The organism is Cesiribacter andamanensis AMV16, from assembly GCF_000348925.1.
Taxonomy (GTDB): Bacteria; Bacteroidota; Bacteroidia; order Cytophagales; family Cyclobacteriaceae; genus Cesiribacter; species Cesiribacter andamanensis.
The window spans coordinates 1-24,111 of sequence record NZ_AODQ01000016.1; the positions used below are offsets into that span (position 1 = coordinate 1).

The 24,111-nt window shown below is 53.9% G+C and carries 20 protein-coding genes and 1 pseudogene; 9 read left to right on the plus strand and 12 right to left on the minus strand.

Annotation, left to right across the window (positions count from 1 at the left end; all coding sequences use genetic code 11):
* Positions 1-20: 20 nt before the first annotated feature.
* Entirely contained in the window at positions 21-446 is a 426-nt protein-coding gene (locus ADICEAN_RS20945) for a sigma factor (protein WP_051068791.1), read from the minus strand.
* Between the two features lie 208 nt (positions 447-654).
* Here ADICEAN_RS20945 and ADICEAN_RS04690 point away from each other — a divergent pair, with 208 nt between their 5' ends.
* Positions 655-2,994 carry a TonB-dependent receptor gene (locus ADICEAN_RS04690; protein ID WP_040396245.1) on the plus strand — a complete coding sequence of 780 codons (2,340 nt, stop codon included), beginning with the start codon at positions 655-657 and terminating at the stop codon, positions 2,992-2,994.
* A gap of 82 nt (positions 2,995-3,076) precedes the next feature.
* Here the strand turns inward: ADICEAN_RS04690 and glmS are convergent, their stop codons facing one another.
* Genes glmS through ADICEAN_RS04705 form a run of 3 tightly spaced genes read right to left on the minus strand, consistent with a single transcriptional unit; the run spans position 3,077 to position 7,188 of the window.
* The gene (gene glmS, locus ADICEAN_RS04695) at positions 3,077-4,915 is read right to left on the minus strand and encodes a glutamine--fructose-6-phosphate transaminase (isomerizing) (RefSeq protein WP_009194384.1); all 1,839 of its coding nucleotides are present in this window, start codon (positions 4,913-4,915) and stop codon (positions 3,077-3,079) included.
* Positions 4,916-4,931: 16 nt separating this feature from the next.
* Positions 4,932-6,392, minus strand: coding sequence for a DUF4270 family protein (locus tag ADICEAN_RS04700; RefSeq protein WP_009194385.1), 1,461 nt, complete (start codon positions 6,390-6,392; stop codon positions 4,932-4,934).
* Positions 6,376-7,188, minus strand: a complete 813-nt coding sequence (locus ADICEAN_RS04705; protein WP_009194386.1) for a glycogen/starch synthase — start codon at positions 7,186-7,188, stop codon at positions 6,376-6,378. The genes ADICEAN_RS04700 and ADICEAN_RS04705 overlap by 17 nt, the downstream gene beginning before the upstream one ends.
* A 135-nt stretch (positions 7,189-7,323) precedes the next feature.
* Here ADICEAN_RS04705 and panC point away from each other — a divergent pair, with 135 nt between their 5' ends.
* From panC to ADICEAN_RS04740, 7 genes and pseudogenes are all read left to right on the plus strand, one after another.
* Positions 7,324-8,202, plus strand: a complete 879-nt coding sequence (panC, locus tag ADICEAN_RS04710) for a pantoate--beta-alanine ligase (protein ID WP_009194387.1) — start codon at positions 7,324-7,326, stop codon at positions 8,200-8,202.
* Between the two features lie 8 nt (positions 8,203-8,210).
* Positions 8,211-8,558, plus strand: a complete 348-nt coding sequence (gene panD, locus ADICEAN_RS04715; protein WP_009194388.1) for an aspartate 1-decarboxylase — start codon at positions 8,211-8,213, stop codon at positions 8,556-8,558.
* 2 nt (positions 8,559-8,560) lie between these two features.
* A complete protein-coding gene (locus tag ADICEAN_RS04720) occupies positions 8,561-9,577 on the plus strand; it encodes a lysylphosphatidylglycerol synthase transmembrane domain-containing protein (RefSeq protein WP_009194389.1) in 1,017 nt (338 codons plus the stop codon).
* Positions 9,558-10,049, plus strand: a complete 492-nt coding sequence (gene rfaE2 / locus ADICEAN_RS04725) for a D-glycero-beta-D-manno-heptose 1-phosphate adenylyltransferase (RefSeq protein WP_009194390.1) — start codon at positions 9,558-9,560, stop codon at positions 10,047-10,049. The genes ADICEAN_RS04720 and rfaE2 overlap by 20 nt, the downstream gene beginning before the upstream one ends.
* Before the next feature lie 14 nt (positions 10,050-10,063).
* Positions 10,064-10,756, plus strand: a complete 693-nt coding sequence (locus tag ADICEAN_RS04730) for a zinc metallopeptidase (protein WP_009194391.1) — start codon at positions 10,064-10,066, stop codon at positions 10,754-10,756.
* A gap of 162 nt (positions 10,757-10,918) precedes the next feature.
* Positions 10,919-12,057: pseudogene (locus tag ADICEAN_RS04735) on the plus strand (acyl-CoA dehydrogenase).
* 129 nt (positions 12,058-12,186) lie between these two features.
* Positions 12,187-13,107, plus strand: coding sequence for a helix-turn-helix domain-containing protein (locus ADICEAN_RS04740; protein WP_009194394.1), 921 nt, complete (start codon positions 12,187-12,189; stop codon positions 13,105-13,107).
* Here ADICEAN_RS04740 and ADICEAN_RS04745 read toward each other — a convergent pair.
* From ADICEAN_RS04745 to ADICEAN_RS04760, 4 genes are all read right to left on the minus strand, one after another.
* Positions 13,090-13,866 carry a geranylgeranylglyceryl/heptaprenylglyceryl phosphate synthase gene (locus tag ADICEAN_RS04745; protein ID WP_009194395.1) on the minus strand — a complete coding sequence of 259 codons (777 nt, stop codon included), beginning with the start codon at positions 13,864-13,866 and terminating at the stop codon, positions 13,090-13,092. The genes ADICEAN_RS04740 and ADICEAN_RS04745 overlap by 18 nt on opposite strands.
* Positions 13,859-14,239 (minus strand): hypothetical protein, encoded by a 381-nt coding sequence (locus tag ADICEAN_RS04750; protein ID WP_009194396.1) that lies wholly within the window; start codon positions 14,237-14,239, stop codon positions 13,859-13,861. The genes ADICEAN_RS04745 and ADICEAN_RS04750 overlap by 8 nt, the downstream gene beginning before the upstream one ends.
* 51 nt (positions 14,240-14,290) lie before the next feature.
* Positions 14,291-14,968 (minus strand): phage holin family protein, encoded by a 678-nt coding sequence (locus tag ADICEAN_RS04755; RefSeq protein ID WP_009194397.1) that lies wholly within the window; start codon positions 14,966-14,968, stop codon positions 14,291-14,293.
* A 90-nt stretch (positions 14,969-15,058) separates the two neighbouring features.
* Positions 15,059-16,249 (minus strand): Na/Pi symporter, encoded by a 1,191-nt coding sequence (locus ADICEAN_RS04760; RefSeq protein WP_009194398.1) that lies wholly within the window; start codon positions 16,247-16,249, stop codon positions 15,059-15,061.
* Between the two features lie 347 nt (positions 16,250-16,596).
* On the opposite strand from ADICEAN_RS04760, the gene ADICEAN_RS04765 reads away from it, so the two are divergent.
* The gene (locus ADICEAN_RS04765) at positions 16,597-17,724 is read left to right on the plus strand and encodes a hypothetical protein (RefSeq protein WP_009194399.1); all 1,128 of its coding nucleotides are present in this window, start codon (positions 16,597-16,599) and stop codon (positions 17,722-17,724) included.
* Positions 17,725-17,853: 129 nt separating this feature from the next.
* Here ADICEAN_RS04765 and ADICEAN_RS04770 read toward each other — a convergent pair whose 3' ends face one another.
* From ADICEAN_RS04770 to dapF, 4 genes are all read right to left on the minus strand, one after another.
* Positions 17,854-19,044: a M20 metallopeptidase family protein gene (locus tag ADICEAN_RS04770; protein WP_009194400.1), complete on the minus strand. Its 1,191-nt coding sequence runs from the start codon at positions 19,042-19,044 to the stop codon at positions 17,854-17,856.
* Positions 19,045-19,109: 65 nt separating this feature from the next.
* Positions 19,110-19,652 carry an SPOR domain-containing protein gene (locus tag ADICEAN_RS04775; protein WP_161622662.1) on the minus strand — a complete coding sequence of 181 codons (543 nt, stop codon included), beginning with the start codon at positions 19,650-19,652 and terminating at the stop codon, positions 19,110-19,112.
* Between the two features lie 118 nt (positions 19,653-19,770).
* Positions 19,771-23,154, minus strand: a complete 3,384-nt coding sequence (gene secA, locus ADICEAN_RS04780; RefSeq protein WP_009194402.1) for a preprotein translocase subunit SecA — start codon at positions 23,152-23,154, stop codon at positions 19,771-19,773.
* A gap of 148 nt (positions 23,155-23,302) precedes the next feature.
* Positions 23,303-24,079, minus strand: coding sequence for a diaminopimelate epimerase (dapF, locus tag ADICEAN_RS04785; RefSeq protein WP_040396258.1), 777 nt, complete (start codon positions 24,077-24,079; stop codon positions 23,303-23,305).
* Between the last annotated feature and the right edge of the window lie 32 nt (positions 24,080-24,111).

Here is a 24,111-nt window from a genome sequence, read left to right on the forward strand (position 1 = left end):
TTCGGCAGTATCAGCCTTTATCAGCTCCTCCTGCGGCAGGCTGCNAGTTTCTTTTTCCGATAATGATCGGTGAGGGTATTTTGGGCAATACGGGTAAGCCAGGCCCGTACATCCCGGGCCTCATGCAGCCGCTCGCAATTCTTATAGGCTTTTAGCATTACGTCGCTGAGCAGATCGTCGGTAAGGCTTTGCTCCCGGGTGCGCTGCTGCAGGTACTGGCGCAGGCTTTTGGCATGTTGCTGCCACACCCCCCAGGCCTGTGTGCATAATTCAGGCACAGCGGTTGCTGCTTCCGGAGCAGCTATGCAGGAGGTGCAGGTATCCGTAGGCTGCGCTACTAGCTGCTGTTGTTGATAAGCGGATAAGGACTCCATAATAAACCAGGGATGTTGGCTTTTTCCAGCATGGAAGCCCGCTGGCTGTACAGCGGCGGTTGCTGCTTCCATGCGAGCTGTACACTAAAGATAGAAAATATTTCCCGTTTTTCTGGTAGGGCAATGGCGCTCCCTATTCTACCAGCATAGCAGATCTGTTCTGGCGGGTGGAGGGTTCAGGGCATGCTGCCGCATTCCGAAACCACAATTTCTCATAGCTCTCGATTTTATGTACCTTGGGCTGTGGCAGGGGTAGTGCCCGCTGCTCAGCTTAATTTTCATGATGGGACAATCTATTTCTACAGGGGCTACCCTTGCCCTGCTGCTTTTTTTATGTTACCCGGCACTGGCTCAGCAACCTCAGCAAACGGTGCGCGGGCAGGTGCTGGACCAGCAAAGCCTGCACCCCATCAGCGGGGTACAGCTGCTGCTGGTTGATGAAGAAGGCCTGCAGTATCAGACCACCAGCGATAGCCTGGGCCACTTTATGCTTACGGTGCCCATTGGGCGCTACCAGCTGCAGGCCCGGCACCTGGCCTACCAACCCCAACAGCTGCCCGAGTTGCTGGTGTATGCCAGCCGGCTACCGGCGCTCCGCCTGCTGCTGGTAGCCCGGCAGGAAGTGCTGCAGGTAGTAACCGTTACGGCAGGGCAAGGGGCAGACCTTCCTGCCACGGCCGCCTCAATCCCCTTTACGGTTGAGCAGCTGCAGCGCACCCCTACCACCTTCTGGGATCCGGCTCGCTTTGTCGCCACAGCCCCGGGCGTTACAACCGTAAATGATCAGGCCAATCATATCTCTGTACGGGGCCTGCCCCCCTGGGCGGTGCAGTGGCGGCTGCAGGGGGTATCCATCCTGAACCCTAACCACCTGGCCAATGCCGGCACCCTGCAGGATCGGGCCGCTCCTGCCGGCGGAGGGGTCAACATCCTGAGCGGACAGCTGCTGGCCAACTCCAGATTCTGGCAGGGCTATGTTCCTCCCGGCTATGGCGGAGCCCTGGGCGGCATTTTTGATATGCAACTTCGGCCAGGTATCCGCCACAAAGCACATCACACCCTGCAAGCCAGCCTGCTGGGGCTTGATGCCGCTACCGAAGGCCCTCTGGGCAAGGGAGGCGCTTCTTACATAGTCAACTACCGCTACTCTACCGTGGGTCTGCTGGGCGATCTGGGCGTAGACTTTGGCGGCGAATCCATCCGTTTTCAGGACCTTTCCTTTCATGTGGCTACCCCTTTAAAGGTAGGGGGACAGCTATCGGTATGGGGCATGGGCGGCCTAAGCGCTAACCAGTTACGCCCGCTGGAAGATCCGGCCAGCTGGGAGCGGGAGCGCGATGCCCTATCGGTTGATTATACGGGCACCATGGGGGCCCTGGGCAGTAGCCTGGAGCTCCCCCTTTCGGGCCGTATTAGTCTGCAGGCCTCGCTGGCCTATTCCCTTCGGGAAGATACCCGGCAGGAAGTACTGACCCTCTCTCCGGGCGGTACGCCTGATTTTCAGGCAGAAGATGACCTAAAGGAACACCTCTATTCGGGCAGGCTATTGGTGCAGGGAGGCAGTGCGCTGCTGCAATGGCAGCTGGGCGTAGAGGGAGAATGGCTAAACAGCAGTGGCGCTGCCAGCAGCCCCCTGCCCACCCCTCAGCAGTACTGGGCGGCCACCCAACGGCAGCAACTGCTGGCCCCCTTTGGCAGCCTGCGCTGGCAGCTTCACCGGGACTGGACGCTTAGCAGCGGCCTGCGGGCAGCCCACTGGTCTGCTGCCGATGCCCTGCTGCTTCTGCCCCGACTTGTGGTAGACTGGCAGGCCACACAGCAACTTCAGCTCTGGCTGCAGCTGAGCCGGGAGGCGCAGCCACTGCCTACCCCCCTTCAGCTGGCACAGGCCTCCCTCTCGCCTGCCGAGCGGGCGCATGCCCCAGTGCAGAGTCTCTCGGCCAGCCTGGGGCAGCGACTTGCCCTTTCGGAGCAGCTGGTGTTTTCTACTGAAGCATTCATACATCGGCTCAGCCACATCCCTTCCCTGACGGGCAGCAGCACCTATCATGCACTAAATCTGCTGGACGAATCCCTGCTGTTACCTCTGGAGGCGCAGGGCAGGGCCAGCAGCAGTGGCCTTACGGCCCAGCTGCGCCAGCAGTTCAGGCGAGGGTATTTTTACCGCCTAAACGGTAGCCTGCTCTATACCCGGCATGAGGTTGGCGGCGAACAGCAACGCCTGCGCTATGACCCGGGCTGGTCGGCTGCACTGGTGTGGGGTAAGGAATGGAAAAAGCAGCGGCCCAGTGCGGTGCGCCGCCTAGGGGTATTTGGCCGCAGCAGCCTGCGGGGCGGGCACCGCTTACCGGGCATTGATGAGGCCGCCTCGCAGCAACGCATGCGCAGCCAGTGGAACTATGCCAGCCAGGAGCAACTTCCCGCCTATGCCAGCCTGGATATCCGCCTGAGCCACATCCGCGAGAAAACCAACTACACCCGCACCTGGTCGCTTGATCTGCAAAACCTTCTGGCCCGGGAAAACATTGCAGGCTACTACTATGATCGCCTGCTGCAGGAAGTTAAACCCCTCAACCAGATGGGTCTGATACCGGTGCTGGCCTATCGGGTAGAATTTTAAGGGGTGCCAATACTCTAGGTCTCAAAAAAAGAAAGCCATCCGGGTGGATGGCTTTCTTGTTTATACTATATAAATCAAGTGCTTACTCTACCGTAACCGACTTGGCCAGGTTACGGGGCTGGTCTACGTTGCAGCCACGCATTACAGCTATGTGGTAGGAGAGCAGCTGCAGCGGAATTACCGATACCAGCGGCATCAGCGCCTCATGGGTAGCCGGCACCTCAATCACAAACTCGGCCATTTCCGGAATTACGGTATCGCCTTCGGTTACAATGGCAATTACCCGGCCTTTGCGCGCCCGTACTTCCTGTATGTTGGATACGATCTTTTCATAGGATTTATCCCGTGTGGCAATGAACACCACCGGCATTTCCTCATCGATTAGGGCAATGGGGCCGTGCTTCATTTCGGCAGCGGGATAGCCTTCTGCATGGATGTAGGAGATCTCCTTCAGCTTCAATGCCCCTTCAAGCGCTACCGGGAAGTTATAGCCACGGCCCAGGTACAGGAAATTGCGGGCATCTTTAAATAGCTCGGAAATGTACTTTACCTGATCATTCAGCTGCAGGGCCTTTTCTACTTTGCTGGGAATGGTTTCCAGCTCAATAAGCATCTGGTTATACTGCGTAAGGGGCAGGGTGCCTCGTTTAAAGGCTACCTGCAGGGCCATCATGGCCAGTACGGTAAGCTGTGCGGTAAAGGCCTTGGTAGAGGCCACGCCAATCTCGGGACCGGCATGAGTATAGGCCCCTTCATGGGTAATGCGGGAAATGGACGAGCCCACCACATTGCACACGCCAAAGATAATGGCGCCTTTGCTCTTGGCCAGCTCAATGGCCGCCATGGTATCGGCCGTTTCGCCCGACTGGGAGATGGCAATCACTACATCCCCTTCCTTGATCACCGGGTTGCGGTAGCGGAATTCGGAGGCATACTCTACTTCTACCGGAATGCGACAGAATTCCTCAAAGAGGTACTCGGCTACCATACCGGCATGCCAGGAGGTACCGCAGGCCACAATAATGATGCGGTCGGCATTTTCCAGCCGGTTGGCGTATTCCCGTATGCCGCCCAGCTTCAGATAGCCCTCATCGGCCTTTAGGCGGCCTCTAAGACAGTCGGCGATGGAACGGGGCTGCTCAAAGATTTCCTTGAGCATGAAGTGATCGAACCCGCCTTTTTCAATGGCTTCCAGCTCCATGTCCAGTACCTGTATATAAGGGTTGGACACCTCATCCTGGGTGTTTTTGATCTGGAGGGTGTTGTTGCGGATTACGGCAATCTCAAAATCGTTCAGGTACACCACCTCATTGGTGTACTCGATGATGGGGGTAGCATCGGAGGCCAGGAAATACTCGCCCTTGCCAATACCTACTACCAGGGGGCTGCCTTTGCGGGCGGCCACAAGGGTGGAGGGATCTTTTTCATCCATCACCACAATGGCATAGGCACCTACCACCTGGGTTAGGGCCAGGCGGACGGCCTCTTCAAGCGAGCACTTTTCGTGCGTCTGAATATCCTCGATAAAATGGATGAGCACCTCGGTATCGGTCTCGCTTTTGAACTGGTGCCCCTTGCGGGCCAGCTCTACCTTCAGGGAGCTGTAGTTCTCAATAATACCGTTGTGGATAATGGCCAGCTTGCCATTTGAACCCGTATGCGGGTGCGCATTTACGTTATTGGGGGCACCGTGGGTAGCCCAGCGGGTATGGCCCATGCCAATGCCGCCCTGCAGGTTCTGGCCCTGCGTTACCTGTTCCAGCTCCGATACCTTGCCCTGCTGCTTGTAGATGTTCAGGTTCCCCTCATGCATCAGTGCAATGCCTGCACTGTCATAGCCGCGGTACTCCAGGCGCTTCAGGCCTTTTAGTACTACCGGATATGCCTCCCTATGCCCTATATAGGCAACAATTCCACACATAACCTACACAAATTAGTTAATTGGATCCTTTCATTTTGGTATACCAGAGCTTCAGCTTCAGCTGGTTGCTCCGCACGGCAAAACCGGCAGGGCTATAGAATGCGGCATCCTGCGGATAGAGCACGGCCTGCAGGTAGCGATCTTCCCCGGTGCGCAAAAACTGCTCCAGATTGTAGGCTACATCAGACTGGTAATAATTTACGTTGGTCTCACCTACAGCATAGGTGCGGTTTACAGTGGTAAAGGCCCGCTCAAAGGGGCTCTGCTGTGTACCTACAGTTGCTAAAAAGCGGCGGTTGTTCTCATCTACAAAGTAGAGTTCCAGGCCCTGCGGCAGGGGCTGGCGGGCGCCTGGGCCGGCAACCACACTGTCTACTTCCACCACAGCACGGTTCAGGATAAAGATCTCATCTTCCATGCCTAGCACAAATTCTTTAAAAGGCGAGAGATCCAGTCTGGGATAAATGCCGCTCAGAGCCTGAAAATAGACCCGCCCATCCTGTGAACTAAACTCTTCCATATGGCCGGCTGCCGATGCACCTTCCAGACCAGTGCCTGTGCGATCGGTGGTAAGGGCAAAATAGGCCGGGTGGGAGGTAAAGTAATATTCGGCTACCAGAGGCTTGGGCTCTATAAACGGCAGGCGTATGGTGCGCTGCTCGGTTCCCTGTGTATAATAAAGGGTAAGACCGGCATTGAGGCTGGTAATGTCGTACCGGGTAAGAAAGGTATTGCCGGCGCTTGGCACAATGGAAATTCCCTTAAAGAACTCAGCAAAGGCAGCTTCCTGCACCTCCCGCTCCTGATCCTGGTTGCTGCGCAGCAGAAGCAGCAGCTGCTCGGCCAGAGCCTGATCAATAGGGGCAGAAATGCGCCGCTGGGCAGGCTGTTGAATGGCCGCCGTGGTATCCAGACTGGTAGAACTGGTCACATACTCCGAGATATCGAGCGAAAACTGCCCGATCTGTGCGCCTACCTCCCGGGTCTGCCCTGCATAGTAGTTGTAATAGCGTACCGGAATGGTATCATTATGCATGGCGGTGCGGGTGGGGGCTATCGGGGCGTTTAGCTGGTGAATGCTAAAGTTCTGCACCGGGGTAAGGCTGGCGCCGTACACATCCCGGTTGTTCCAGTACAGGTTGAGCCTGGCCGAATCCAGGCGTACGTAGGTACCCAGCGTAGGCAGTACCGCCGGCAGGGACAGGTTGGCATAGAGCTCCGCCTGCACCGTACCAAAGGTAGGGCTCTGCAGCCTGCCAATGTAGGGGGCAAAATAAGCAGTTTCGCTGGTGGCCCGCAGCGAGGTATAGAGGCTGTCGGACCTTACCTGAGTGGGGGATACAGAAAACTCGGCGTAGTGGGTGGAAAGATCTCCGGTGTTGGGGTTGAGGTTGGCACCCAGATCGGTGGGTTCTTCACAAGCGAAAAAGAGGGCCGGCAAAAGCGCCAGCCCCATTTTCTTAACCAGCAAGTTCATTATATAAGTTGTAGTAGGAGTCTAGAAAATCTTTGTCTTGGTCAAAGGTATCTATTTTTTTGGTACCGTCAACTCCACTAAAGAGCATATTGAGGCTTTCGCTGAATTTCTCATGGCCCTTTACTACGGCATCGGAATACTGAATACCCACCTTGATAAAGCCTTCAAAGTCGGCCGACTGCAGCGCTTCCAGCATGCTGTCGTCCACATCAATCATTTTTACCTTGTCCAGTAGATCTAGGCCAAATTTATGCTGAAATGAATTGTTATATACTGTGAAAACGGTCTTGGTATTCTTGAAAAGCGGATCGTTTTTGTAGGTACTCTTCAGGTACATGGGAATCAGGCTTGTCATCCAGTCGTTGCAATGTACAATATCCGGTGACCAGCCCAGCTTCCGTACCGTTTCAATCACCCCTTTGCAGAAGAAGATAGCCCGCTCGTCGTTGTCCTTGTAAAATTTATTCTCTTTGTCTACAAAAACGTATTTGCGCTGGAAGTAGTCTTCATTGTCAATAAAGTATACCTGCAGCTTAGCGTTGGGAATAGAAGCCACCTTAATGATAAGTGGTTTTTCTTCATCCCCCACCGAAATGTTAATACCCGAAAGTCTTACCACTTCATGCAGCCGGTTTTTGCGCTCATTGATGAGCCCGAAACGCGGCACCAAAATCCGGATCTCCATACCCCGCTCCTGCATAGCCTGTGGAAGCATGCGCACAAAATTGGCAACTTCGGTGGTTTGCAAAAACGGATCGATTTCACTGGCTACATACAAAATGCGTAATTTACACATACCTTGGGGCTAGATGTTTAGAAAGAACTAAAGTATTCAAGCCCCAAAAATACAAAAAAAAGGGGGCTTTTCAAGAAATAATCCACCAATTAACGTATGTTTGCCGCCATTTAGTGCATTTTGCCTGCTCCTTTTATGTTGGTTTTCAGGAAAAAAGAAGCGCTGCGGCAGCATCTGCAGGAGCAACGCCGGTCAGGAACTACCCTGGGACTGGTGCCTACCATGGGCGCCCTGCATCAGGGGCATCTTTCGCTGCTGCAACACGCCCTGGCCAGTTGCGGGCATGTGGTATGCAGTGTTTTTGTGAATCCCACCCAGTTTACCAGGGCCGAAGATCTGGAAAAATATCCGCGCATGCCCGAGCAGGATCTGGCCCTGCTGGAAGCTGCCGGTTGCCATACGGTTTTTCTGCCTGAAGTAGAAGAGATGTACCCCAGCCAGGCCCTTACCCACATGCACTTTGGCCCGCTGGAAGCCGTAATGGAAGGCCGCTACCGCCCCGGGCACTTCAGCGGCGTAGGCCTGGTGGTCAGCAAGCTCTTTAATATAGTACAGCCCGACAAGGCCTTTTTCGGGCAAAAAGACCTGCAGCAGTGCCGCATCATTGAGCAGCTGGTACGGGATCTCTCCTTCCCCATTGAAATTACACTGGTGCCTACCCTGCGCGAGGCCGATGGACTGGCGCTATCTTCCCGCAACATGCGCCTGAGCGCAGCCGGCCGCCAAACGGCTACCCACCTGCACCAGGCCCTACAGCAGGCCGCCCGGGCACTGCAGGAGGGGGCAAGCCCCCAAACGGCTCAAAATGGGGCATTATCTTACCTGCAGGGGGTACCCGAGCTGGAGCCTGAGTACTTTTGCATTGTAGAAGGCGGAACTTTGCAGGAACTGGACACTGTTTTGCAGGCAGAATCAGTAGCCCTGTGTGTGGCCGCCTATGTAGAAGGGGTCCGCCTCATTGATAATCTGCTTCTTGCACCATATACTATTACTACTACCACTACTAGACCTTAACAGCACCGATGTTTATCCAGGTACTGAAATCGAAAATTCACCGGGTTAAAATTACGCAGGCCGAATTGCACTACGTAGGCAGCATTACCATAGATGAAGATCTGCTGGATGCCGCCGCCCTCATTGAGGGTGAAAAAGTGCAGGTGGTAAATGTGAACAATGGCGAGCGGCTCGAGACCTATGTGATCAGGGGCGAGCGTGGCAGTGGCATGATCTGCATGAACGGCCCTGCCGCCCGCAAGGTGCAGGTAGGCGATGTGGTGATCATTATTTCCTATGCCTTTATGACCCCGGACGAGGCACGTACGTATAAACCCTCGGTAATCTTTCCGGACGATACGAATAAACTCCCTTAGGTGTGAACACCCCCCTACTCAAGCAGGTAGCCAAATACACCCTTCTCTTTCTTCTTTCTATAGCGCTGCTCTGGTATGTACTGCGGCAGGTAGACCTTAACGAGGTTATTTCCCGGCTTGCTGAAGTAAACTATTCCTGGATTGTAGCCTCCATGCTGTTTGGCCTGCTCAGCCACCTGATCCGGGCCTGGCGCTGGACCCTGATGCTGCACCCCCTGGGACACCGCCCTCCCCTTGGCACTACCTTTACCGCCCTTATGGTGGGCTACCTGGCCAACCTGGCCCTGCCCCGTTTTGGGGAGATAGCCCGCTGCGGTGTATTGCGCAAGAATGCCGGCATCCCCTTCCCGGCGGCTTTTGGTACCGTGCTGGCCGAGCGGGCCATCGATCTTATTGCCCTGCTGCTCATTGTAGGGGTTACCCTGCTGCTGGAGTTTGACCGGCTGGGCAATTTCCTGGCCGATGTGTTTGCCGGCGGCAGCCGCCCCAGCACCGGCTTTCTGCTGGCCGTGGGCATTGGCGGCCTTAGCCTGCTGCTGGCAGGCCTCTACCTGTGGCGGCTTTTTCATCCCCGCCTGATGCGCTACCCCCTTTATCAGAAAGTAGTAGCCCTGGGCAGCGATCTGGTCTCCGGCCTGCTGAGTGTAGGCCGCATCCGGCAGCAGGGGGCCTTTTGGGGCAGCTCGCTGCTGATCTGGGGCCTTTATTACCTGATGTCGTATATCGTAGTCTTTTCCATACCGCAGACGCAAGAGATCAGCCTGCTGGCGGGCCTCTCCATCCTGGCCATGGGGGGCATTGGTATGGCCGCCCCGGTACAGGGGGGTATTGGGGCCTATCACCTGCTGGTAAGCGGCGTACTGATCATCTATGGCGCCAGCCAGAGCGATGCCGTATTGCTCACCCTGCTGCTGCATACCTCCCAGATCTTGCTGATTCTGCTGGTAGGCGGCATCAGCCTGCTTGTAAGCATTTTCACCCAACCCACAGCACCCAACCATGCGGCTAAACCAGCATAGCTCGGCCAAGATCCTGAGCCAGCCCGCCCTGCAGCTAACCCTGACAGAATGGCGCACCAATGGCCAGCGTGTGGTCTTTACCAACGGTTGTTTTGACCTTTTGCACCTGGGCCACGTAGACTATCTTGAAAAAGCCAGCCAACTTGGCGACCGGCTGGTGATTGGCATAAATTCTGATGCTTCTGTAAAGAGGTTAAAAGGAAGCAGCCGCCCCCTGCAGACGGAAGGGGCCCGCGCCCGCCTGCTGGCCGCACTCTCTTTTGTAGATGCGGTTGTGCTCTTTGAAGAAGACACCCCCCTGGAGCTCATTACCCTTGTGGCACCCGAGGTGCTGGTAAAGGGAGATGACTATTCAATTGAAAATATCGTAGGGGCTGATGTCGTTCTTGAGAAGGGAGGCGTGGTACGGACCATTCCGCTGGTAGCGGGCTGCTCCACTACAGCCATCGTTACTAAAATAAAGAACACTTAAAATACGATAGACCTATGGCTTTTGACGGAACAGGACTTCTCATATTTGCCGTTTTTGCCATCCTTAGCTGGCTGGTAGGCCAGCGGCTGCGCAGCAAGTTTGCCAAATATTCGCAAATACCCCTACGCAGCGGCATAAGCGGTGCCGAGGCCGCAGCAAAAATGCTGCAGGATGCCGGCATTACCAATGTGCGCATTGTATCGGTAGCCGGACGGCTTACCGACCATTATAACCCCGCCGACCGAACGGTGAACCTAAGCCAGGAGGTATACCAGGGCCGCAACGCCGCTGCGGTTGCCGTAGCGGCCCACGAGGTAGGCCATGCCGTGCAGCATGCCAAAGCCTACAGCATGCTTAAATTTCGCTCGGCCATGGTACCGGTACTTTCGGTATCTTCGCAATACCTGTCCTGGGTGATCCTGATCGGGATATTCCTGATCAATACCACCCCTGTACCCCTGATGCTGGGCATTGGCCTGTTTGCCATTACCACCCTCTTTGCCTTTGTGACCCTGCCGGTAGAGTTTGATGCCAGCCGCCGGGCATTGGCCTGGATGGGCACCACCGGCCTGGTAGACCAGCGGGAAATGGGCATGTCCAAAGACGCCCTCAAATGGGCTGCCATGACCTATGTGGTAGCTGCCCTGGCCTCACTGGCCCAGCTACTTTATCTGGTGATGATCCTCATGGGGGGCAGACGAGACTAATAGCTTGTAAGAATTAAGTACAGCCGGCTAATAACCGGCTTTTTTATGCCGTGGCACCCCTTTTCCAGCGGCAGAACAGCCATTTGCTGAAGGCAAAAAGAAAAAAATGCCGTATATTCGTGCCGTTCAAACGATTACTATACGATTAATCAGATATTCAATATGGTTTTTGAGCTTACAGAAGAGCAGAAGGCTGTGCGCGATGCCGCCCGGGATTTTGCCCAAACCGAACTGCTCCCAGGCGTGGTAGAGCGCGATGATGAACAACGCTTTCCCTATGACCAGGTGCGTAAAATGGGCGAACTTGGCTTCATGGGCATGATGGTAGACCCTGCCTATAACGGCAGCGGCCTGGATACCATCTCCTACGTGCTGGCCATGGAAGAAATATCCAAGGTAGATGCCTCTGCCTCGGTATGTATGTCGGTAAACAACTCCCTGGTATGCTGGGGTCTGGAGAAATTCGGCACCGAAGAGCAAAAGCAAAAATTCCTGACCAAGCTGGCCACCGGCGAGCAAATAGGGGCTTTTTGCCTTTCTGAGCCCGAAGCCGGCTCCGATGCCACCTCACAGCGTACCACCGCCGAAGACAAAGGCGATTACTATCTGCTGAATGGTACCAAAACTGGATCACCAACGGTAGCACCGCCTCCATTTACCTGGTGATTGCGCAGACCAATCCCGAGCTGGGCCACCGCGGCATCAACTGCCTGATTGTAGAAAAGGGCATGGAAGGTTTTGTGGTAGGCAAGAAAGAAAATAAGATGGGCATCCGCGGGTCCGATACCCATTCGCTGATGTTCCAGGATGTAAAGGTGCCCAAAGCCAACCGCGTAGGCGAAGATGGTTTTGGCTTCAAGTTTGCCATGCAGACCCTGAGCGGCGGCCGCATAGGTATAGCCGCACAGGCCCTGGGTATAGCCTCAGGTGCGCTGGAGCTGGCCATTGCCTACTCCAAGGAGCGCAAGGCCTTTGGCAAAACCATCAACCAGCACCAGGCCATCCAGTTTAAACTGGCCGATATGGCCACCAAGGTAGAAGCAGCCCGTTTGCTGGTGCTAAAGGCCGCCTGGCTCAAAGATCAGAAGCAGGATTTTGGCGCTGCCAGTGCCATTGCCAAGCTGTACGCCTCAGAAATTGCCCAGGAAGTAACCAACGAAGCGGTGCAAATTCATGGCGGCTATGGCTACGTAAAAGAGTACCATGTAGAGCGCCTGATGCGGGATGCCAAAATAACCCAAATTTACGAGGGGACCTCTGAGATTCAGAAAATTGTAATTTCTAGGGAACTTTTGAAGTAAGTACTGTTGTAATCCTACTGAAAAAAATGCATTTTGACGAAATAAATTACACTATTCCGATAAAATGCCCTGAAAAGACTTTCTTTGTGTAATTTTAAATAAAATTAGAATTCCATTCTGGAGTGCATAATGGAGGATTACAATAAAATAATCGAGTCGCTGAGCATACGCTACCTGAAAGCCAAACATTTCAGGGTAATAGAGCCTGTTACAGTAGACAATTACTACGACGTTGAGAACACCGTACTGTACATGCGCCGCGGCCAGTGCAGTTTTAATGGTGAAGAAGTAGTGAATGAAGGCGAAGGCCTGTTTATCCCCGGAGGTAAAAATACCTCGCTTACGTTTGGCACAGGGGCTAGTTTAAAGGTCAACAACGAGGATTTCCTGACCAACCGGGAAAAATACCTGCAGGCGATCTCCTTTGAAGAAGCAGAGCGCAGCACCGGTATTGTGGTAACGCAGGTGAGCTTTGAGGCCAAGGTGTTTGATTCGGTGAACTTCTTTGCTTCGCTGGATATTCGTGCCTTCCGCCTGGAAGATAACCCGGTTATTTACGAGATCATCGATGATATTTCGCGCGAGGCCGCTTCCAAAAAGCCGGGCAAAGACCGCATTGTTAAAATCAGTACCGATCTGTTGGTAGTGGAGGTGATCCGTCACATCCTGGACCGCAAGCTTTTTGTCGAGCAGCTGGCTACCAACAGCACCTATTTTAACGATCCGCGCCTAATTGACATATTTACTTACATCAAGGAAAATATTTCCGGCGATCTTTCTAATAAAGTACTGGCCAATGTGGCCAACGTGTCAGAAGATTATGTAGGGCAGTATTTCAAAATGCTTACCGGCATCAACCCGCAGGATTACATTGAGTACCAGCGGATGGAAAAAGCCGTAACGCTGCTGCGCACCTCCAAGAAGAGCATCCGTGAAATTGGCAAAGATGTGGGCTATAAAGACACTGCCTACTTCTGCCGCCGCTTTAAGATGATGTTTGGCATTCCGGCCGGCAAGATGCGCCGCCGCGAATCACTCATGAATGTTTAAGGCGCCATTCAGCTCCTTTACAATACCAGAAACCTCAATCAGCAGATTGAGGTTTTTTTCTATCCCATTGCCAATCACCACCACATCGGCACCGGCCTGCAGCGCCTGTTTGGCGGCATTGCCTGAGCGAATACCACCCCCTACGATCAGGGGCACCTCCACACTGCGGCGCACCACTCCGATTACGCGCGGCGAAATGGGCTCGAGCGCACCGCTACCAGCATCCATGTACAGCACACGCAGGCCCAGCATCTCGCCGGCCATGGCTGTACAAGCCGCTATGGAGGGTTTATCATTGGGGATGGGCAGCGTATTGCTGATGTAGGCCGCCGTGGTCTGTAATCCGGAACCTACCAGCATGTATCCAGTAGGAATAACCTCCAGCTTGCTCTTTTTAAGAATAGGCGCCGCCACCACCTGCTGGCCGATCAGAAATTCCGGGTTGCGGCCCGAGATCAGCGACAGAAACAGAATGGCATGGGCCTGCTGATGAATGTGCAGGTTGCTGCCCGGAAAAAGCACCACCGGCAGCGTGCTTTCTTCCCGCAACAGGCTAATGACCCAGTCCAGACTATCATCGGTAATCAGGCTACCCCCTACAAAGAAAAAATCCACCCCGTGCTGCACACTCAGGTGAATTAATTTCAGTAACGACGCTTCATCAGCCACCTTATCGGGATCTATCAGCACGGCAAAGCTTTTTCTGCCGTGTTTGCTGCGCCCGCTCAGGAGGTCCAGCATCAGCTGTTTACTAGTCATTCAGAATATTTCGCTCTTTTAAGACGCCCTTAATCCTGCTGGCAATGATGAGCACCGCTATGGTCATGAGCTGCTGCTTCATGAGCTGACCAAAGGTAGGCTTTATGTGGGCCTCCCCTTTCAGGCGAATGGGCCCGCTACCGTTCGGATTAAAAACTAATTTTTTTTTTCGCTTGTCCCGGGTTACATACCGGGCCAGTTTATAGGCCAGAAAAATCCCCCCTCCTACCATCAACACCGTTTTTCCAACCGAGGCAGCATCGTCCTTGATATAGTCCAGCTGCATTTCCATTTCTGCTTTAAGCCGTTCCTGGTCTGCCAGTAGTTGCTCTTTGTTTTTTTCGGGTAATTTGGTTTTATCCAGGGTTTCCATACGAGAGTTAGACAAGATACACTAAAAAAATAGTTTGTACAAAAGGGGTGGTTAGGATTGCTGATCGTTGCGAACAGAAGAGGAAGCCGAACTTTTGGTACTGCCTGCAGGATTAGGCATGGGCTCCCGGGAGGGGGCCGGTGCTGACGCGGCGGGCCGGTTCTCTATAGGGGCGCCTGCCCGCTTGTCAATTACAATCACCTCCTCCTCTTCTTCGGTTTTGGCAGTATGGGCCCGCGGCTGGCCATCCTGCTGTACTTCCGGCTCGCTCTCAGGCTCTTCAAATATAAATTTCTTATGCTCTACGGCAGGATTTTCCTGATACCCTACGGCAGCTTCTTCACCCTTTTCCCGCTTTTTCTCATCAGCGCTTTTTTCTTTCAGGAAGGAGGTGCTGCCATCCACAATCTTTTTCTTAAGTGCTTCGGAATTGCGCAGGCTAAACAGTACCCCGCAAAGGATGATGTACACTACCGACACGATGAGAAATCCCCACACCCGGCTGTCCAGCCATACATTCAGGGCCTGGGCCAGGGTAAGGCTCAGGAACATAAGGGCAAACAGGCCCAGGATGGCAATTGGCATATAGACGATCATGGACCGTACCGCATCCCCTATCTTGCTCTTGATCTCCAGCTTTGTGATGGCAATACGGTTTTCGGCGTATTCAATTATATTCTGGACAAAGCTCTCCAGTCGTAAAAATTTTAGTAATCCTTTAGGTTGCACGTTGCTCGTATTTAAAAAATAATAGATACCGTTTCCATGGTATTAACCACAGTACGAGCGTATTGTTTGCGCTTTGTGCTGACCAGCAGCCTACTTTGAGATATCTCCAGCCGCCGGTGCCGGCCCCAAACTACTTTCCTGCTGGGTTGGCGGCGGCGTATCCTGTTGCCGCTCGGCAAAATAGATAAGCGCAAAGGGTAGCAGAAAGAAAGTGATCAGGATATACAGAAAGCCGATCAGGCGGTGGCGGCTGGTAATACGGCCCATGCGCCTGGCCAGCCGAATGGGTATTTTCCGAATAGCGCCAAAGGGAAAAAACAGCAGCACGCCAAACAGATTGAACAGCACATGCACCATGGCAATGCTGATGGCGGCATTGGAATGAAAAAGTGCGGCTAGCAGAGCGGTAAAGGTAGTACCCAGGTTGGCCCCCAGAATATAGGGAAAACTTTTGCGCAGGCTGATTTTTCCGGTAGCCACCAGGGGCACCACCAGAGGGGTGGTTACCGAACTGGATTGTACGGTGGCCGTTATAAGGGTGCCCCAGCCAAAAGCTTTCAGGGGGGTGGCAAATAGAATTTTCTCAAAATCGGAGCGAAAACTCCCAATGAACAGGCCATATATAGCATTGGCCAGTACTTTTATGGAAGCAAACAGCAACACAAAGGCTACGATCAGCACAATCCAGGTGTGCTTTACGGTATCTACTACCCACTGCACCGGGGCAAGGTCATGCCAGAAACCATAGGTAAAACTATCACTTGAGTCAAAGCCAGAAAAAGGTACAATCAGCTCACCTATGCTGCGGGCTACTGAAGAAAGCACACCAAAATAGAGCTCCAGCGGCAGCAAGATAAGCGTTACCATAATGTTGAAAAAATCATGTACGGTACCGGCTGCAATGGCCTTTTTAAACTCTTTTTTCTTGGCAATGAAGCCCAGGGATACCAGCGTACTGGTAAGGGTAGTGCCTATGTTGGCGCCCATGATCATGGGTACGGCATTTTGCATGCTGAGCGAACCGGCCGCTACGGCAGCCACCACCATTGAGGTGGTAGAGGAGGAACTTTGAATAATGGCGGTGATCAGCAGGCCAATGAACAGGCTGATAAAAGGGTTGGCGGTAACCTCCAGGATCTGGCGGGCCGTACCAGCCGCCAGCAGTTTAAAGGCATGCCCCATTAAACTGATGGCAAACAGAAAAAACGTAATCCCCAAAACGATCATTACGACCTTTTGTGCAAGGGCAATAGGCTCTTTCTGCGTTTTTAGCGGATGCATGAAAGAAGTGAGTTGGGTTTTTTCAGTATCTTTCCGGATATACAGGGCGTACCCCCTTCAGATACGCATGGCGAAAATGGGGCAGGGCTACGGTTAAGCCTTACAAAGATATCCCATGCCGGCCGGAATGCGAACAGGAAGTATATGAAGCAATTGTTAATTTTTTATAGGCCAGGGAAACATTACCAGCCGTAATGGTTTGATAATAAACCGCTTGTACGCAATCAGGCAGCAGACAGGGGCAGGAACGAACAAAGACTTAACATAGGCGTAATCTGGCAGTAAAAACTATTTTATACCTTTGTACACCCTACTATTAGCGATCCGAGCCAGCGGCTCATCTCTACATGGCAAATAACATAAACCAACGCATTACCTGGGACAAGCTATCCAGGCGCCCCCTCCAGATCTTTACACTGGTTAAAGGAGAGCGAAATTTTCTCATTCTTATAGCTACCCTCTTTATAGTCTGTGCTTTTGTAACGCCTTTTCCGCATGTGGCCATGTGGGTGGGCTTTGCCATTGCCGGCTATTCTGCCATTGCCAACGACAGTATCCAGACCCTGGGTACCTTTATTGCTTCCAACAGCCAGCGCAAATGGTGGATCCTGTGGCTTTACATGGGCCTTATCTTTGTAGCTACCATGCTCTACAGCTGGCTGGTGTATGATGGCGATGTTAGCTACCAGCGCCTAAGCTCCAAGGGCTTTGATGAAGCCCCCACGTCGTTTTCATTTCTGCAGCTGGCAGCGCCCATCTTTCTGCTGCTGCTTACCCGGCTGCGGATGCCGGTATCTACCACCTTTCTGATCCTGAGTGCCTTTGCCACTACCTCAGACGCCATTCTGAGCGTACTGAGTAAAAGTATGGTGGGCTACCTGATTGCCTTTTTTGCGGCCTTACTGGTCTGGTTTGCCGTAGCCCGCTTTACCAAAAACCTGTTTAAAGGAAAACCCGCCAGCTGGTGGCTGCCGGTGCAGTGGGTCACCAGTGGCGCCCTGTGGTTTACCTGGCTCTCGCAGGATGCGGCCAACATTGCCATCTTCCTGCCCCGTAGCCTGAGCGTAGAACAGTTCATCGCCTTTACCGGCTACATTTTCCTGGGTCTGGGGCTCCTGTTCTATCTTAAAGGAGACAAGATTCAGTCGGTGGTGAGCGAAAAGGCCGGCATTGCCGATATACGGGCGGCTACCATTGTAGACTTTATCTATGCGCTGCTGCTCTTTTACTTCAAAACGCTGAGCACCATCCCCATGAGCACCACCTGGGTATTCCTGGGCCTGCTGGCAGGACGGGAGCTGGCCATCAGCATCAGCAAAAAACGGAAGAAGAAAAAATACCGCAGCACCAAGCGCACCATGCGCATGATTGGCAAAGACCTGCTGTATGCCCTTATTGGCCTGCTGGTTGCCGTTATCCTGGCGCTTTCCATCAACGCGCAGGTACGGGCCGAGGTATTTGATGCACTCTTCTAACAGAGGGTACTGAACTTTCTTAAAAGCTGTTTCTTCCCGTAGGAAACAGCTTTTTTTGTGCCTATCAACAGAAGGGGGCAGCCCCGAAAGACTGCCCCCTGACTACAGTATGTATAGAGTACCCGCCCCTTAGCTGCCAAGCTGCCGCAGGGCAATCCAGGCCATCAGGCCCGCACCAATGGGCAGGGCCGCTTCATCTATATCAAAGGTAGGGGTATGTACCGAGGCCGTGATACCCCTAGCCTCATTGCGGGTACCCAGGCGGTAAAAGCAGGCATCTACTTCATGGGAGTAATAGCTGAAATCTTCGGCTGCCATCCAGAGGTCCAGGTCTACTACATTCTCTTCGCCCAGGTATTCCACGGCCGCCGCCCGGGCCTGCCGGGTCAGCTCTGGCTCATTCACCAGGTAGGGGTAGCCTATGCGGATCTCAAACTCACAGCTGCCGCCCATGCCTTCGGCAATGCTTTCGGCCATTTTCTTCATGCGCTTGTGGGCTTCGGCCCGCCACTTCTCGTCCATGGTACGGAAGGTGCCCTCCAGCTTTACTTCATTGGGAATTACATTGGTAGCGCCATTGGCAATCACCTTCCCAAAGGAGAGTACGGAGGGCACCTTGGGGTTGGCAAAGCGGCTTACAATCTGCTGCAGCGCTACCAGGATATGGGCCGATATCAGCACCGGATCAATGTTATGCTCGGGCATGGCGCCATGGCCTCCCTTACCCTTTACTGTTACATACAGCTCATCGGCCGAGGCCATGTACATGCCCTCCCGAAAGCCTACTTTTCCTACCGGGATCAGCGGCATCACATGCTGCCCTACAATGGCGGCGGGCTCGGGATTTTTGAGCACCCCCTCCCGGATCATGTGCGAAGCACCGCCGGGAGCTACTTCTTCTCCTGGCTGAAAGATCAGGCGCACGGTTCCCTCGAATTGGTCTTTGAGTGAATTCAGGATGCGGGCAGCACCCAGCAGGGAGGTGGTGTGCACATCATGTCCGCAGGCATGCATCACCCCCTGCCGGGTAGAGCGGTAAGGCACTTCATTGGCCTCCAGTATGGGCAGGGCATCCATATCGCCCCGCAGGGCAATGAGCTTTTTGCCCGGGTTTTTTCCTGCTATGGTACCAACCACCCCCGTATTGGCTACCGGCGCCTGAAAGGGAATGCCCCAGCTTTTTAGGCGCTCCTGTACAAAAGCAGCCGTTTCAAACTCCTGAAAGGAGAGTTCGGGGTGGGCATGAAGGTGGCGGCGATCGGCCACCAGATCCTGCTCATACTGGGCAGCCAGGGCTTTTACGCGCTGCAGTAGTTCCATAGATGTGCGGGTTAGGGTATTGCTAAATGAAAACAGCAGCTGTTGGGCTGCTGTCTGTAAGAGGTTTAGTCGTTGATCTGGATCCGGTCCGGAATGATCAATGCATTGGGAAATTCGCTGCGCAGGTCGGCATACATCTGCTGGGCCTCCAGCCGGTCTACAAACTTGCCTACAAACACCCGGTAGTTGGGCTGCACAAAGCGAATTTCGGGCCGGGCATCGGGCAGGGCCATGTACACCTGGCGCTGGGCCATGTTGGCCGCTTCCCTGCTGGTGCCCAGATAGACCTGTATGGTAAAGCCCGGCACTGATTTTATCTTGCGGTTTTCTTCGGCAGAGGCCGTCAGCAGGTTATCCAGCTGGCTGGTTACATCACGGCGGGCCAGCACGGTACCGGTGGTAGTACCCGTAGGCTGCTCGGCCGAGGGTTGGGCAGGTGTAGGCGTGGCATCAGCTACTTTAAATTCTTCTCCACGGCGTAGGCCGGACAGATCTTCGGTATAGGAGATCTGCTGAGGCGACTGTCCCGGGCCGGCACAGCTAAAGTACAGGCCCAGCATCATAAACCACATCATACTATATCGTTTGGGCAGGCGGAATTGTCTCATAACGGAAAAGGTCTGGAGGCACATATAAAAAACGTAGCTAGTATAGCGTAAATTTTTTAGCAGGGTTAGCCTCCGTAAGAAAAAACCGCAGAATGCCTGCGGTTTTCCCCAACAGGAATTAGTCTTCGGTTTCTATGATTACGCAGCGGCTGGCTTTAATGTCTTCCTCTACGAGCTTGAACTTTACATTTTTCTTGATAGAACCATCAGCATACTGCACGCTTACCCGATCATTGCGGCCGGCCACCTTGGCAGATTTTACCGGGGCAACCTTCTGGGCCGTTTGGGTAGCAGCCCCCTGGGGCACGCCCCCTCCTCCACTCACCAGCGACTCACTTTCTTCCTTCTTCTCCTGAAGGCGCTGCTGTTGCTGGCGCATGCGCTGCATTTGCGCTTCCTGCACCATGTTGGGTTCCCGCATGGGCAGGTTGGCCTTGATCAGGAAGGAGATGGTTTCCTCATTTACCCGGCCTATGAAGCGCTTGAACAGCTCAAAGGCCTCAAATTTATAGATCAGCAAGGGGTCTTTCTGCTCGTACACTGCATTCTGCACCGATTGCTTCAGGTCGTCCATATCCCGCAGGTGGTCTTTCCAGAGCATGTCAATGATGGAGAGGGTAATGGCCTTCTCCATAGAAAGGATCAGCTCCTGTCCCTCTGTGCTCAGGGTGCGTTCCAGGCCGGCCTCTACGCCTATTTGGCGCTTGCCATCGGTAAAGGGCACCACAATGTTCTTCACCAGGGCACCGCGCTCTTCCTGCACCTGTTTGATAACCGGCAGGGCCTGCTCGGCAATGCGCTGGTTCTTGGCATTGTAGTGGGCATAGGCCTTGTTGTAGAGGTTCTCGGCCAGTGTGGCTGCGTTTCCTTTGCGGAAGCTCTGCTCATCCAGCTGGTAATCAAAGCCCAGGATGCCCAGCACGTTCAGCTTCAGGTTGTCGTAATCATCGGCTCCCTTGGCATTCTGGATCAGGTCTTCGCTTACCTGATAGAGCATATTCATGATGTCCAGCTGCAGACGCTCGCCATAGAGGGCGTTTTTGCGCCGGCGGTAGATCACCTCCCGCTGCGAGTTCATCACATCATCATACTCCAGCAGGCGCTTGCGCATGGCAAAGTTGTTCTCCTCTACCTTCTTCTGGGCGCGCTCAATGGATTTGGTGATCATGGAATGCTGGATCACCTCCCCTTCTTCATAGCCCATGCGGTCCATCAGGCGGGCAATGCGGTCGGAGCCGAACAGGCGCATCAGGTTATCTTCCAGTGACACAAAAAACTGGCTGGAGCCGGGGTCACCCTGACGGCCGGAGCGGCCGCGCAGCTGGCGGTCTACCCGCCGCGACTCGTGGCGCTCGGTACCAATAATGGCCAGACCCCCTGCCGCTTTAGACTCGGGCGCCAGCTTAATGTCGGTACCACGGCCGGCCATGTTGGTGGCAATGGTAACGGTGCCCGGCTTACCGGCTTCGGCTACAATTTCGGCTTCGCGCTGGTGCTGTTTGGCGTTGAGTACCTGATGGGGAATGTTGCGCAGCTTGAGCATGCGGCTAAGCAGCTCGGAAATTTCTACCGAAGTAGTACCCACCAGAATGGGGCGGCCGGCATTGCGCAGCTCTTCCACTTCTTTGGCTACGGCATTGAATTTCTCGCGGGTGGTTTTGTATACCAGGTCCTCGCGGTCGTCCCGCACAATGGGGCGATTGGTGGGGATCACCACCACATCCAGCTTATAGATATCCCAGAACTCGCCGGCTTCGGTTTCGGCCGTACCGGTCATACCGGCCAGCTTATGGTACATCCGGAAGTAGTTCTGCAGGGTAATGGTGGCATAGGTTTGGGTGGCATCTTCCACCTTTACATTTTCCTTTGCCTCAATGGCCTGGTGCAGACCATCGGAATAGCGGCGGCCTTCCATTACCCGGCCGGTCTGCTCATCCACAATCTTGATCTTGCCCTCCTGAATGATGTACTCGGTATCTTTCTCAAAGAGTGAGTAGGCCTTCAGCAGCTGGTTAACCGTATGGATGCGCTGCGATTTGGTACCGTAATCTTTGATAAGGGTATCTTTTTGTGTCAGCTTCTCCTCATCGCTCAGGCTGGTGTTATGCTCCAGCTTGGCAATTTCGGTGCCGATATCAGGCATAATGAAGAAGTGCGGATCTTCGCCGGCGCCGGTGATCAGGTCAATGCCTTTTTCGGTCAGCTCAATGGTATTGTGCTTCTCATCAATGGTAAAGTACAGCTCCTTGTCGGCCTCGGGCATCATCTTCTGGTTATCGGCCAGATAGACCCCCTCGGTGCGCTGCAGCACATTGCGGATGCCAGGCTCACTCAGGAATTTGATCAGCGGCTTGTATTTGGGAAATCCTCTGTATGCGCGGAACAGGGCCAGGCCTGCTTCCTCGCTTTTTACATTTTCGTTCAGTCCTTTTTTAGCTTCCTGCAGCAGGCCGGTCACCAGTTTGCGCTGGGCTTCTACCAGGCGGGCCACGCGGGGCTTCAGCTCATAGAATTCATGCTCATCGCCGCGGGGCACCGGGCCGGAAATGATCAGGGGGGTACGGGCTTCGTCTACCAGTACGGAGTCTACCTCATCCACCATGGCGTAGTGGTGCTTGCGCTGCACCAGATCCTCGGGGCTGCGGGCCATGTTATCGCGCAGGTAGTCAAACCCAAATTCGTTGTTGGTACCGTAGGTAATGTCGGCACGGTAGGCCTTGCGGCGGGCTTCGCTGTTGGGCTGGTGCTTGTCAATACAGTCGCAGCTCAGGCCGTGGAAGTTAAAGAGGGGTCCCATCCACTCGGAGTCGCGGCGGGCCAGGTAATCGTTTACCGTTACGATGTGCACCCCGCGGCGGGCCAGGGCATTCAGAAAAGCGGGCAGGGTGGCTACCAGGGTTTTACCCTCACCAGTGGCCATCTCGGCAATTTTACCCTGGTGCAGGACTATGCCACCAATCAGCTGCACATCGTAGTGCACCATTTCCCATTTCATGAGGCTGCCGGCGGCCATCCACTCGCCCTTCCAGGTAGCGGTGTCGCCCTCTATCTGCACATGGGGGTGGGTGGCGGCATATTCGCGGTCATATTGGGTAGCAGTTACCACCAGTTTTCCATTCTCCTTCCAGCGGCGGGCGGTTTCGCGCACCACGGCAAAGGCCTGGGGAAGCACCTCCAGCAGAATTTTTTCCAGCTCGGTGTTGCGCTCTACCTCAAGTTTATCGATTCTGTTAAAAAGTGCTTCTTTCTGATCGATATCCAGGTTGGGCTGATCGGCTACCTGTTTGTGCAGGGCTTCCAGCTGATCATCGATGTTGCGCAGGGCGCTGTCAATCGTAGACTGGATTTCCTGGGTGCGGTTGCGCAGGGCGTCGTCAGACAGGCTGCTAAGCTTTTTGTACTCCTCGTTTACCCGGTCCACCATGGGCAGCACCAGTTTCACATCGCGCTCCGACTTACTGCCTACCAGTTTCTGTATACTCTTGGTTATAAAATCTAACATATCAGAAGGTCAATCCCCAATTAAATTACTGCTTTATCTTGTGATCTCTATGGTGCCGGCTCAGGCCCGGGACTATGGGTAAGAGAATCAGCAAATATAATACCTTATTTAACAGTAGGCCACCCCAAATGGTGCGCCTGCCAGCTTGTCAGATATTTATTTCTCCCTTAAACACAAAAGTGGCCGGCCCTGACAGGTAAATGTCGGTAAACTGATCATTGCCCTTGGTCTTAAAGGCTACCTGCAGCTGGCCGCCGGGGGTCAGCAGCTTTACCGGTGAGCTGTAGCCCAGGTAGGTGCTGGCCAGCGCCGCTGCGGTTACGCCCGTGCCGCAGGAGAGGGTTTCATCCTCTACCCCCCGCTCATAGGTACGTACGTACAACTTGCCCTCCTGGGTGGGCTCCACAAAGTTTACATTGGTGCCTTCGGCTTTGTACAGCTCGGAGTTGCGGATCTTGCGGCCCTCTTCCACCACATCCATGGCCGCCAGTTCTTTCACAAACCGGATGTAGTGAGGTGATCCCGTATTGATGAACATGTCTTCTTCAAACTGCTCTACCTTCTCTACATTGCGCATGCGCAAAAACACCTGATCCTGCATGATGTAGGCTTCATGAAAGCCATCAATGGCCTTAAATTCGGCATTGTCGCCCACCATGCCCAGGTAGTTGGCAAAGCTTACGGCACAGCGGCTGCCATTGCCGCAAAAGCTCTTGGAACCGTCTGAGTTGAAATAGATCATCTCAAAATCGGTCTCCTGGCTGTTTTCAATCAGGATGAGCCCATCGGCCCCAATACCATAGCGGCGGTGGCAGAGCTGCTTCACCAGCGCAAGGTCGGTTTTATCCACTACCTCCTGCCGGTTATCGATCATGATAAAATCGTTGCCGGTACCCTGGTATTTATAAAAGTGTATTACAGCCATAGGATGGTCACTACTAAAGGCCTGCACCTCCA

What these genes read in the sequence shown, in the direction of transcription:
- ADICEAN_RS04690 (WP_040396245.1), top strand. Translation starts at nt 655, where the DNA reads ATGATGGGACAATCTATTTCTACAGGGGCTACCCTTGCCCTGCTGCTT.
- glmS (WP_009194384.1), bottom strand. Translation starts at nt 4,915, where the DNA reads ATGTGTGGAATTGTTGCCTATATAGGGCATAGGGAGGCATATCCGGTA.
- ADICEAN_RS04700 (WP_009194385.1), bottom strand. Translation starts at nt 6,392, where the DNA reads ATGAACTTGCTGGTTAAGAAAATGGGGCTGGCGCTTTTGCCGGCCCTC.
- ADICEAN_RS04705 (WP_009194386.1), bottom strand. Translation starts at nt 7,188, where the DNA reads ATGTGTAAATTACGCATTTTGTATGTAGCCAGTGAAATCGATCCGTTT.
- panC (WP_009194387.1), top strand. Translation starts at nt 7,324, where the DNA reads ATGTTGGTTTTCAGGAAAAAAGAAGCGCTGCGGCAGCATCTGCAGGAG.
- panD (WP_009194388.1), top strand. Translation starts at nt 8,211, where the DNA reads ATGTTTATCCAGGTACTGAAATCGAAAATTCACCGGGTTAAAATTACG.
- rfaE2 (WP_009194390.1), top strand. Translation starts at nt 9,558, where the DNA reads ATGCGGCTAAACCAGCATAGCTCGGCCAAGATCCTGAGCCAGCCCGCC.
- ADICEAN_RS04730 (WP_009194391.1), top strand. Translation starts at nt 10,064, where the DNA reads ATGGCTTTTGACGGAACAGGACTTCTCATATTTGCCGTTTTTGCCATC.
- ADICEAN_RS04740 (WP_009194394.1), top strand. Translation starts at nt 12,187, where the DNA reads ATGGAGGATTACAATAAAATAATCGAGTCGCTGAGCATACGCTACCTG.
- ADICEAN_RS04745 (WP_009194395.1), bottom strand. Translation starts at nt 13,866, where the DNA reads ATGACTAGTAAACAGCTGATGCTGGACCTCCTGAGCGGGCGCAGCAAA.
- ADICEAN_RS04750 (WP_009194396.1), bottom strand. Translation starts at nt 14,239, where the DNA reads ATGGAAACCCTGGATAAAACCAAATTACCCGAAAAAAACAAAGAGCAA.
- ADICEAN_RS04760 (WP_009194398.1), bottom strand. Translation starts at nt 16,249, where the DNA reads ATGCATCCGCTAAAAACGCAGAAAGAGCCTATTGCCCTTGCACAAAAG.
- ADICEAN_RS04765 (WP_009194399.1), top strand. Translation starts at nt 16,597, where the DNA reads ATGGCAAATAACATAAACCAACGCATTACCTGGGACAAGCTATCCAGG.
- ADICEAN_RS04770 (WP_009194400.1), bottom strand. Translation starts at nt 19,044, where the DNA reads ATGGAACTACTGCAGCGCGTAAAAGCCCTGGCTGCCCAGTATGAGCAG.
- ADICEAN_RS04775 (WP_161622662.1), bottom strand. Translation starts at nt 19,652, where the DNA reads ATGAGACAATTCCGCCTGCCCAAACGATATAGTATGATGTGGTTTATG.
- secA (WP_009194402.1), bottom strand. Translation starts at nt 23,154, where the DNA reads ATGTTAGATTTTATAACCAAGAGTATACAGAAACTGGTAGGCAGTAAG.
- dapF (WP_040396258.1), bottom strand. Translation starts at nt 24,079, where the DNA reads ATGGCTGTAATACACTTTTATAAATACCAGGGTACCGGCAACGATTTT.